The following is an 8,708-nucleotide window of genomic DNA, read 5'->3' as shown; positions in this document are numbered from 1 at the left end:
GCGTATAATCGTCGGCAGCGTCAGATGTGTATAAGAGACAGGGCCCCTTCCCTCCCCCGCTCCGCAGGAGAGGGAAATTTAGTCCCCTCCCCTGCGAAGCGGGGGAGGGCTAGGGAGGGGGCAAGCCCCCGCTCCCGCAGACTGCCGAAAAGAGCCGATGTCCTTCTACCTCGTGCAATTCCTCAGCGGCCTCGCCACGGCGGCGACGCTGTTCCTGGTGTCGTCCGGGCTGACCATCGTGTTCGGCGTGACGCGGATCGTGAATTTCGCGCACGGCTCCTTCTACATGCTGGGAGCCTATCTCGGCTGGACGCTGGTGGAGCGTTGGGGGACCACGCCGCTGGGCTTCTGGGGCGCCGTGGCTGCGGCATCGCTGGCGGTCGGGCTGCTCGGAGCGCTGATGGAGGTCGGGCTGCTGCGCCGCCTCTACCGCTCGCCGGAGCTGTTCCAGCTGCTCGCCACCTTCGGCGTGGTGCTGGTGGTGCAGGACGCCGCCTCCTGGATCTGGGGGTCGGAGGATCTACTCGGCCGGCGGGCGCCGGGGCTGCGCGGCTCCGTCGAAATTCTCGACCAGCCCTTCCCGCTCTACGACCTCGTGCTGATCGGGCTGGGGCCGCTGGTGCTGGGCCTGCTCTGGCTGCTGTTCAACCGCACGCGCTGGGGCACGCTGGTTCGCGCGGCGACTCAGGACCGCGACATGGCCTCGGCGCTCGGCGTCGATCCGGCGCGGCTGTTCACCGGGGTGCTGTTCCTGGGGTCGGCGCTGGCCGGGCTGGGAGGCGCGCTCCAGGTCCCGCGCGAGGCGGTGAACCTGCACATGGACATGGCCATCGTGGTCGAGGCCTTCGTCGTCGTCGTGGTCGGCGGCATGGGCAGCCTGACCGGCGCCTTCGTCGCCTCGCTGCTGATCGGGCAGTTGCAGGCCTTCGGCATCCTGGTCTTCCCGCAGATCACGCTGGTCCTGGTCTTCCTGTTCATGGCGGTGGTGCTGGTGATCCGCCCCTACGGGCTGCTCGGCCGCGCCGAGGACGCGCCGCCCACCGCCGCCAGCCCCGGCCCGCCACTGATCGCCGCGGCCGGCGCGGCGCGCTGGGCGCCCGCCCTGCTGCTCGCCCTGCTGGCCGCGGTGCCACTGGTCGCCGGCGACTACGCGCTGATCGTGTTGACCGAGGTGGTGATCCTGGCGCTGCTGGCGGCCAGCCTGCATCTGCTGATCGGGCTGGGCGGCCTCGTCTCCTTCGGGCACGCCGCCTATTTCGGGCTTGGAGCGTACGGTGCTGCCCTGCTGGTCAAGCATCTGGCCGCCCCCATGCCGCTGGCGCTGGCCGCCGCTCCTCTGGTCGCCGGGCTGGGAGCGCTGGCCGCGGGATGGTTCTGCGTGCGGCGGTCGGGCCTCTACTTCGCCATGCTCACGCTGGCCTTCGCGCAGATCGTCTGGTCGGTGACCTTCCAGTGGTACGGCTTCACCGGGGGCGACAACGGCATCCTCGGCGTCTGGCCGCCGGACTGGGCGGCGGGCAAGGCGGCCTATTACTGGCTGACCCTGGCGCTGTCTGGGGGCGCGCTGCTGCTGCTGCGCCGTGCCGCTTTCGCGCCCTTCGGCTACACGCTGCGCGCCGGGCGCGACTCCGCGCTGCGCGCCGAATCGGTGGGCATCGACGTTCGGCGGCACCAGTGGCTGAGCTTCGCCCTCGCCGGCTCCGCCGCCGGGCTGGCCGGCGGGCTCTACGCCTTCGCCAAGGGCAGCGTCTTTCCCACCCTGATGGCCGTTCCTGTGTCTGTGGACGCGCTGGTCATGGTGTTGATGGGCGGCATCCAGACGCTGAGCGGCCCGGTGGTGGGTGCGGCCCTGTTCCACCTGCTGGAGACCGAAGCGATGAGCCGGACCGACTGGTGGCGGCTGGTCCTGGGCGCCGTCATCCTGGTGCTGGTGCTCGCCTTCCCCAAGGGCGTCGCCGGCTTCGTCCGCGACCTGTGGACCCGCGGGAGGGACTTATGAGCCGCCGCCTCTCTGTAGAAAATCTCCAACGGGCCTTCGGCGGCGTGCAGGCCGTGCGCGGCGTGTCCTTCGCGCTGGACGCCGGGGAGGTTCTGGCGCTGATCGGGCCGAACGGCGCCGGCAAAACGACCTGCTTCAACCTGCTGAACGGCCATCTGCGGCCCGACGCTGGGACGGTGCAGCTGGACGGGGTGGACATCGTCGGTCTGCCGCCGCGCCGCATCTGGCGGATGGGCGTCGGTCGCACCTTCCAGATCACCGCCACCTTCGCCTCGATGACGGTGCTCGAGAACGTGCAGATGGTCCTCCTCTCCGTCCACAGGCGCCTGTTCGGGCTGTGGGTCCCGGCGGCCTCCGGGTTCCGCGACGAGGCGATGGCCCTGCTGGAGCGCGTCGGCATGGGCGCACAGGCGGAGCGGCCCTGCGGCGTGCTGGCCTATGGCGACCTGAAGCGCGTCGAACTCGCCATGGCGCTGGCCGGCGCCCCGAAGGTCCTGCTGATGGACGAACCCACCGCCGGCATGGCCCCCGGCGAGCGGCAGGAGCTGATGGCGCTGACCTCCTCCCTCGTCCGCGAGCGCGGCCTCGCCGTTCTGTTCACGGAGCATGACATGGACGTCGTGTTCGGCCACGCCACCCGCATCATCGTGCTCGACCGCGGCCAGCTGATCGCCGAGGGCACGCCCGACGCCGTGCGCGCCGACCCGCGGGTGCAGGCCGTCTATCTGGGAGGTGCGGCATGACCGGCCAGCCCCTTCTGAGCGTTCGTGGGCTCCAGGCCTGGTACGGGCGCGCCCACATCCTGACCGGAGTCGATCTGGCGGTGGGTCGGGGCGAGGTGGTCGCGCTGATGGGCCGCAACGGCGCCGGCAAGACGACGACGATGAAGGCGATCATGGGCCTGCTCGACCGGCGCTCCGGCGCGGTGGCCTTCGACGGGCGCGAGGTCTCCGGCCTGCCGCCGCACCGCATCGCGCGGCTCGGTCTCGGCTATGTGCCGGAGGACCGCCGCGTCTTCACCGACCTGACGGTGGAGGAGAATCTGGAGGTCGGCCGCCAGCCCCCCCGCGACGGAGCGCCCCACTGGACGCCGGAGCGGCTCTACGCCCTCTTCCCCAACCTCGCCGAGATGCGGGGCCGCCGCGGCGGGCGGATGAGCGGCGGCGAGCAGCAGATGCTGACGCTCGCCCGCACGCTGATGGGCAACCCGTCGCTCCTGCTGCTCGACGAACCGTCGGAGGGGCTGGCCCCGCGCATCGTGCAGCAGATGGCCGACGCCCTGCGCGCCCTGAAGGCCGAGGGGCTGTCGATCCTCGTGTCCGAACAGAATCTCGCCTTCGCCGCCGCGGTCGCCGACCGCGCGAGCGTCATTGAGAAGGGGCAGATCCGCTTCGAAGGCCTGATGCGGACGCTGCTGGAGGATGAAACGGTGCGCCGGGCCTATCTGGCGGTGTGAGGGCTGGCGGTGTGAAGACTCACACCAGCATGTCGAGGACGCGCTTGGTGTTCTCCTGCGCGACCTGCATGACCTTGACGTTGGCGGCAAAGTCGGTCTGGGCCGAGGAGAGGCTGACCACCACCGCTGGGTCGAGGTTGCCGGCGGCGAGTTGCGCGCCCGCCTCGTCGGCGCGGGACTGGGCGCCCTGAAGCCCCGCTAGGGCCGAGGCCTGGGCGTCGGGCAGGGACGGCATCCGCGGTGCGCCGAGCGCGCCGATGTCCATGGTGGAACCCCTCGATTGATCGGCGACCAGCGTACCCCTTTTTCGTCGGAAAAGCGATGGGGACCCGCCTGTGGGGACCGGCGGGCTGGTTCAGCCCTCCGCCAGCCAGACGACCAGACGGTCGAGAAAGGCGCCGGCCTCCGCCGGGTCCTTCAGGCTCCATCCGGCGGCGCTGGGGGCTGGCGGGTCCATGACGCGGATGCCCACTCCCCGCCCCTCTCCACGCGCCGCCAGGGCGCGGAAGGCGTCCTCGTCCGTCTCGTCGTCGCCGAGATAGAGCGGCAGCGTCTCCGGTCCCGCCAGACCCAGGGTGTCGAGCAGCGACAGGACCGCCTTGCCCTTGTCCCAGGGGACGTTGGGCCGCAACTCGTGGATCTCCTTGCCGCCGGTGACGCGCAGCTCCGTAAAGGCCGCAGCAACGTCCCGCACCGCGTCGCCGACCGACGCTTTGCGGTCCGGGACCACCCGCCGGGTGTGGATGGCAATGGCGAAGCGCTTGCGCTCGACCAGCGCGCCCTCGACCCCGTGCAGGCGCCGCAGCAGGTCTGCTTCGGCCGCGTCGAGGGCGCCCAGATACTCCTCGCCGATCTGGGTGCGCAGGCCCGGGCCGCGGATGTCGAAGCCGTGGCTGCCGGCGTAGATCAGATCGTCGATCCCGACATGGCGGGCCACATCCTCCAGATCACGCCCGCTGACCACCGCCACCGGGCACAGCCCGGCCAGCCGCCGGATCACCGCGCGCACGGACTCGTCGAGGATCGCCAGATCGGGCCGCTCCACGATGGGCGTCAGGGTGCCATCATAGTCGAGGAAGACTGCGGGCCGCCGGTCGCCCAGCATCGCCGCGAAGGCGTCGAACCGGACGAGCGCCGACGGCTTGCCTTCGGTGGAAGCAGGGGGGTGCTGGTCGGTCACGGGCGCTCTCCTTCGTGTCCGGGGCATCGTCGGTGGGCGCTGTCGCGCCGGCGCATGATCGGAACAACGGGCAAGCGCGCCATCAGGTTCGGATGCGTTAACCAACGACGTTATCGCACCCGATACGATTGTGACTCTTCGGTCACAGCGACCCCGGAAAAAGCAACGGCCCCGCAAGGGGCCATTGCTTCGGGGTTTTCACCCGCCTGAGATCTTTGTTAATTTTGCAGCGCAGCAAGAGATTGCTGCTTCGCCCTTCTTGGGCGTTTCCTCCCTAAACTCAGGCCGCTGTTCGTCAGCGGCCTTTTTTCTGCCAGAAACCTGTCCCTTCTGGCAATCCCTAACAAACACCATACCCCAACAAATCCAGCGGCATAATCCGCACAAATGAAAGGGTTTTGCCCCCACGACGCGCTCTTGCGCCGTCGGCCCCGCCGGGTTTTCCTGTCGGCCCACCGCCGATCCCCGCCGCAACCACCGGGTGCCGACTTGAATCACGCACACAGCCCCGCCGACGACCGGCCGCTCAAGGCGCTGGTCAACGCCACGCTCCATACCGGCGACTCGGTGCTGGCGGGCGCCGCCCTGCTGATCGACGGCCCGGCCATCGCCGCCATAGTCGCGCCCGAGGCGATTCCGCCGGAGACCGAGGTGATCGATCTGGGCGGCGGCATCCTCGCCCCCGGATTCATCGACCTCCAAGTAAATGGCGGTGGCGGCGCGCTGTTCAACGACACGCCCGACCTGCCGACGCTGCGCCGCATCGCCGAGGCGCATCGCCGCTTCGGCACCACCGGCCTGCTGCCCACCCTCATCACCGACTCGGCCGAAAAGCGTGGCGCCGCCGTCGCCGCGGTGCGCGCCGCGCTGGCACAGGGGATGCCCGGCGTGCTCGGCATCCATCTGGAAGGCCCGCACATCGCGCCGGAACGCCGCGGCGTCCACGACGCGCGCTTCATCGCGCCCCCCGACGCGGACGACCTCGCCCTGCTCGGCGGCCTCTCCGGCCTGCCGGCCCTGGTCACGCTGGCGCCGGAGGCGGTTCCGCCGGAGCCGATCCGCCGGCTCGCCGCCGCCGGCCTGCGCATCGCCGCCGGTCACAGCACCGCCACCTGGGCTCAGGCCAAGGCCGGCTTCGCCGCGGGCATCACCGGGGTGACCCACCTGTTCAACGCCATGAGCCCGCTCGGCTCCCGCGAGCCCGGCATGGTCGGGGCCGCGCTGGAGGACGATGCGGTCTGGTGCGGGATCATCGTCGATGGACACCATGTCCATGACGCCTCCGTCCGTCTGGCCTGGAAGGCGAAGGCCCCCGGCCGGCTGTTCCTGGTGACCGACGCGATGCCGCCGGTCGGCGCTCCCGAAGATCACCCGGCCGGCAATTTCCAGCTCTACGGCGAGGACATCCGGGTGGAGGACGGGCGTTGCGTCACCGCCGACGGCACGCTGGCCGGTTCCGCCCTGGACATGGCGATGGCGGTGCGCAACGCCGTGGAACGGATCGGCATCCCGCTGGACGAGGCGCTGCGCATGGCCTCCGCCTACCCGGCCGATTTCATGGGGATGGCGGGACGGCGCGGCCGCATCCGGCCCGGCTTGGTCGCCGACCTCGTGCATCTCGACGAGCGGCTGCGGGTGCGGGCGACCTGGATCAGCGGCAAAATGGCCGTTCCGTGAAACACCCCCTGCACGCACGCGCAAATCTGTCGTATAGAGGCCGCAGAATTTTGACCCTCATACGCAGCATCGAGGAGATTTACCCATGGACATCGCCCTGATGGTTCTGGCCGTCGTGTTCTTCTTCTGGCAGACCGTTTCCGAGTGATCGGGGTCCGGACATCCGGACAAGCGAAAGGGCGGCTCCCTGGCGGAGCCGCCCTTTCGCGTTTCTGACCCATCAGTTCGGCCGCTGGCCGGAACCCTCAGTCGGCCAGCGCACCGCCATGGATCTGCGGGTGTTCCAGCCGCGCATGGGCGGAGGCGACCAGCCTCAACGTTTCCATGATCGTTCCGATCGCCTCGTTCAGGTCGGCCCGGCCAGCGGGCATCGGCATTCCCGACAGGACCGATTCCAGGTCGTCGGCGGCGTCCTGAAGAAGGACGCAGGCCTCCTCCAACTGACGTTTGACCATTACGCCGTTTGCAGGATGCGACGAAGGCGCCTTGTGCATATTGCGATAGGCATTTTGATTTGCAGTTTGCAGCGAAGACCCGCGCCGCCCCTTCTGAAATCCCGCGATGAAGCCGAACATGGGCCCTCTCCCTTCCGTGTCGGAGGGTATAGAGCAAAAGCCGCGCCAATTTCGAAACATCGGCCGAAGGGATCACTCCTTGGGCCAAAGCCACGCCGCGCCGCGCATACCGCTTTCGGCGCCATGGCGCGCCCGGAGGAAGCGGGTGCGGGGGGCCGGACTCAGCGCCCAGCGTCCCCACCGGGCCGGCACGGCCTCGAACAGCCCCGGCAGCTCCGACAGGCCGCCGCCGACCACCATCACGTCGGGGTCCAGCAGATTGATGACGGCGGCCAGCGCGCGGGCCAGCGCGTCGGCATGGCGGTCCAGCGTCGCCCGCGCCGGCGCGTCGCCGGCCGCGGCGCGGGCGGCGACCTCCGGCGGAGTTAGCGTCTCCCCCGTCCGCCAGAGATGCAGGCGCGCCAGACCGGCGCCGCACAGCAGCGTCTCGATGCAGCCCTCCCGCCCGCAGCCGCAGGGCACGGGCGGGCCGTCCTCCGCCACCCGCCAGGGCAGCGGGTTGTGCCCCCACTCACCGGCGAGCGCGTTGGCGCCGGGCAGGATGCGCCGGTCCGCAACGATCCCGCCGCCGACCCCGGTGCCCAGAATGATCCCGAAGACCAGCGGCGCCCCGGCCGCGGCGCCGTCCATCGCCTCCGACAGGACGAAGGCGTTGGCGTCGTTGGCGATGCGCACCGGACGGTCCAGCGCCCGCGCCAGATCGGCGGCGAAGGGCCGATCATCCAGCCAGGGCAGGTTGACCGCGCGCACGGTGCCCGCGGCGGCGTCGACGATTCCCGGCAGGCACAGGCCGACCGTGGCGTCCCGGCAGCCCGCTCCCTCCTCCAGCGCCGCCACGGTGCCGGCCAGCGCCTGCAGCGTCTCCGCATAGCCGCGCGGCGTGTCGGCACGGTGCCGCGCCCGCTCCGTCCCGTCGGGTGCCAGGAGGGTGGCGGCGATCTTGGTGCCGCCCAGATCAACGCCGATTCGCATCGGACCCATGCCCATGACGGACTCCCAGCGCGGGTGGACAGTGAAGGGGGTGGAAAAAGCAGTCCCCCCTATAGCGCAGCGCTCCGCCCAAATCAGCCATCCCGACGCGTGCCTCCTCCATAAGAGGTGGCGGTCCCGTCCCTTTGCACCGTCGCAGGACGACGGCGGACCACTAGAGTCAGGAGTGTAACGTCCCATCAATTGGATTGCGCGCGCCCCCATGGACCGTTCCGCTCCGAAAGCCACGCCATCCTCGAATCGCTCTGCGGCGAAGGCGAAGCCCCAACCCCAGGCCGCCGGCCTGCGCCCCGACCAGACGGAGGTCTTCGACGGCCTTCTCCTGGCCCTGCTGGGGCGCAAGCGGCTGCTGGTGCTGGTCGGCGAGGCCGGGTCCGGACGGGCCGCGGTCTTCCACCAACTCGTCGAGCAGGTCGGCTCCGACGGGGCGCTGGTTCTTCCGGTCGCCGCCAGCGCCGGGGCGCAGGTGGAGGATCTGGTGTCCGCCGCCGGCGACGCCGCCCTGCCCTCCGACAGCGACGACCGCGATTTCGACACGCTGATCGAGGAGCTGGAGGAGCGGCTCGACCTCGCCGGCACCGGCCTGCTGGCGGTGGAGAACGCGGGAGTCCTGGCCGCCCCGACGCTGGCCGACCTGATCGACCTCACCCGCTCCGAGACGCCGAGCGGGCGTTTCCTCCAAGTTCTTCTCTGCGGCACGCCGGAGATGGAACGGACCCTGGCCCGCCCCGGACTGGCCGAGGCGGTGCGCGAACTCGGCGTGATCTACCGCATGACGCCCGGCGCTGGCCCTGTCTCTTATACACATCTCCGAGCCCACGAGACTATAAC

The 8,708-nt window shown here is 70.5% G+C and carries 9 protein-coding genes; 5 read left to right on the top strand and 4 right to left on the bottom strand.

What is annotated here, in order from left to right:
• Window positions 1–157 precede the first annotated feature (157 nt).
• The 3 genes from Q4I23_RS27395 to Q4I23_RS27385 are packed head-to-tail and all read left to right on the top strand — an operon-like array spanning window position 158 to window position 3,455.
• Window positions 158–1,999 carry an ABC transporter permease gene (locus Q4I23_RS27395; protein WP_454019378.1) on the top strand — a complete coding sequence of 614 codons (1,842 nt, stop codon included), beginning with the start codon at window positions 158–160 and terminating at the stop codon, window positions 1,997–1,999.
• Complete coding sequence (locus Q4I23_RS27390) at window positions 1,996–2,742, top strand: ABC transporter ATP-binding protein (RefSeq protein ID WP_498528304.1); 747 nt, start codon at window positions 1,996–1,998, stop codon at window positions 2,740–2,742. Before Q4I23_RS27395 ends, Q4I23_RS27390 begins: the two co-directional genes overlap by 4 nt.
• The gene (locus Q4I23_RS27385; RefSeq protein WP_498528303.1) at window positions 2,739–3,455 is read left to right on the top strand and encodes an ABC transporter ATP-binding protein; all 717 of its coding nucleotides are present in this window, start codon (window positions 2,739–2,741) and stop codon (window positions 3,453–3,455) included. The genes Q4I23_RS27390 and Q4I23_RS27385 overlap by 4 nt, the downstream gene beginning before the upstream one ends.
• Before the next feature lie 19 nt (window positions 3,456–3,474).
• On the opposite strand, the gene Q4I23_RS27380 is transcribed toward Q4I23_RS27385, so the two are convergent.
• Together Q4I23_RS27380 and otsB are read right to left on the bottom strand one after the other, a co-directional pair.
• Window positions 3,475–3,720: a hypothetical protein gene (locus tag Q4I23_RS27380; RefSeq protein WP_454019376.1), complete on the bottom strand. Its 246-nt coding sequence runs from the start codon at window positions 3,718–3,720 to the stop codon at window positions 3,475–3,477.
• A gap of 90 nt (window positions 3,721–3,810) precedes the next feature.
• Window positions 3,811–4,635: a trehalose-phosphatase gene (gene otsB / locus Q4I23_RS27375; protein WP_498528302.1), complete on the bottom strand. Its 825-nt coding sequence runs from the start codon at window positions 4,633–4,635 to the stop codon at window positions 3,811–3,813.
• 489 nt (window positions 4,636–5,124) lie between these two features.
• On the opposite strand from otsB, the gene nagA reads away from it, so the two are divergent.
• Entirely contained in the window at window positions 5,125–6,312 is a 1,188-nt protein-coding gene (nagA, locus tag Q4I23_RS27370) for an N-acetylglucosamine-6-phosphate deacetylase (protein ID WP_498528301.1), read from the top strand.
• 245 nt (window positions 6,313–6,557) lie between these two features.
• Here the strand turns inward: nagA and Q4I23_RS27365 are convergent, their stop codons facing one another.
• Both Q4I23_RS27365 and Q4I23_RS27360 read right to left on the bottom strand, forming a co-directional pair.
• Window positions 6,558–6,887 carry a hypothetical protein gene (locus Q4I23_RS27365; RefSeq protein ID WP_498528300.1) on the bottom strand — a complete coding sequence of 110 codons (330 nt, stop codon included), beginning with the start codon at window positions 6,885–6,887 and terminating at the stop codon, window positions 6,558–6,560.
• A gap of 72 nt (window positions 6,888–6,959) precedes the next feature.
• Window positions 6,960–7,874 (bottom strand): ROK family protein, encoded by a 915-nt coding sequence (locus Q4I23_RS27360; protein WP_498528299.1) that lies wholly within the window; start codon window positions 7,872–7,874, stop codon window positions 6,960–6,962.
• 205 nt (window positions 7,875–8,079) lie between these two features.
• On the opposite strand from Q4I23_RS27360, the gene Q4I23_RS27355 reads away from it, so the two are divergent.
• Window positions 8,080–8,708, top strand: a 629-nt coding sequence (locus Q4I23_RS27355; RefSeq protein WP_498528298.1) for an AAA family ATPase, incomplete at its 3' end; no start/stop codon positions are given.

It is taken from the genome of Azospirillum sp. UFLA03-27 (assembly GCF_059803775.1).
The sequence above is the reverse complement of the archived record's forward strand: the minus strand, read 5'-3'. Positions and strand labels throughout refer to the sequence as shown.

Coding starts and splice junctions, on each gene's coding strand:
- Q4I23_RS27395 (WP_454019378.1), top strand. CDS start 158: ATGTCCTTCTACCTCGTGCAATTCCTCAGCGGCCTCGCCACGGCGGCG.
- Q4I23_RS27390 (WP_498528304.1), top strand. CDS start 1,996: ATGAGCCGCCGCCTCTCTGTAGAAAATCTCCAACGGGCCTTCGGCGGC.
- Q4I23_RS27385 (WP_498528303.1), top strand. CDS start 2,739: ATGACCGGCCAGCCCCTTCTGAGCGTTCGTGGGCTCCAGGCCTGGTAC.
- Q4I23_RS27380 (WP_454019376.1), bottom strand. CDS start 3,720: ATGGACATCGGCGCGCTCGGCGCACCGCGGATGCCGTCCCTGCCCGAC.
- Q4I23_RS27365 (WP_498528300.1), bottom strand. CDS start 6,887: ATGTTCGGCTTCATCGCGGGATTTCAGAAGGGGCGGCGCGGGTCTTCG.
- Q4I23_RS27360 (WP_498528299.1), bottom strand. CDS start 7,874: ATGGGCATGGGTCCGATGCGAATCGGCGTTGATCTGGGCGGCACCAAG.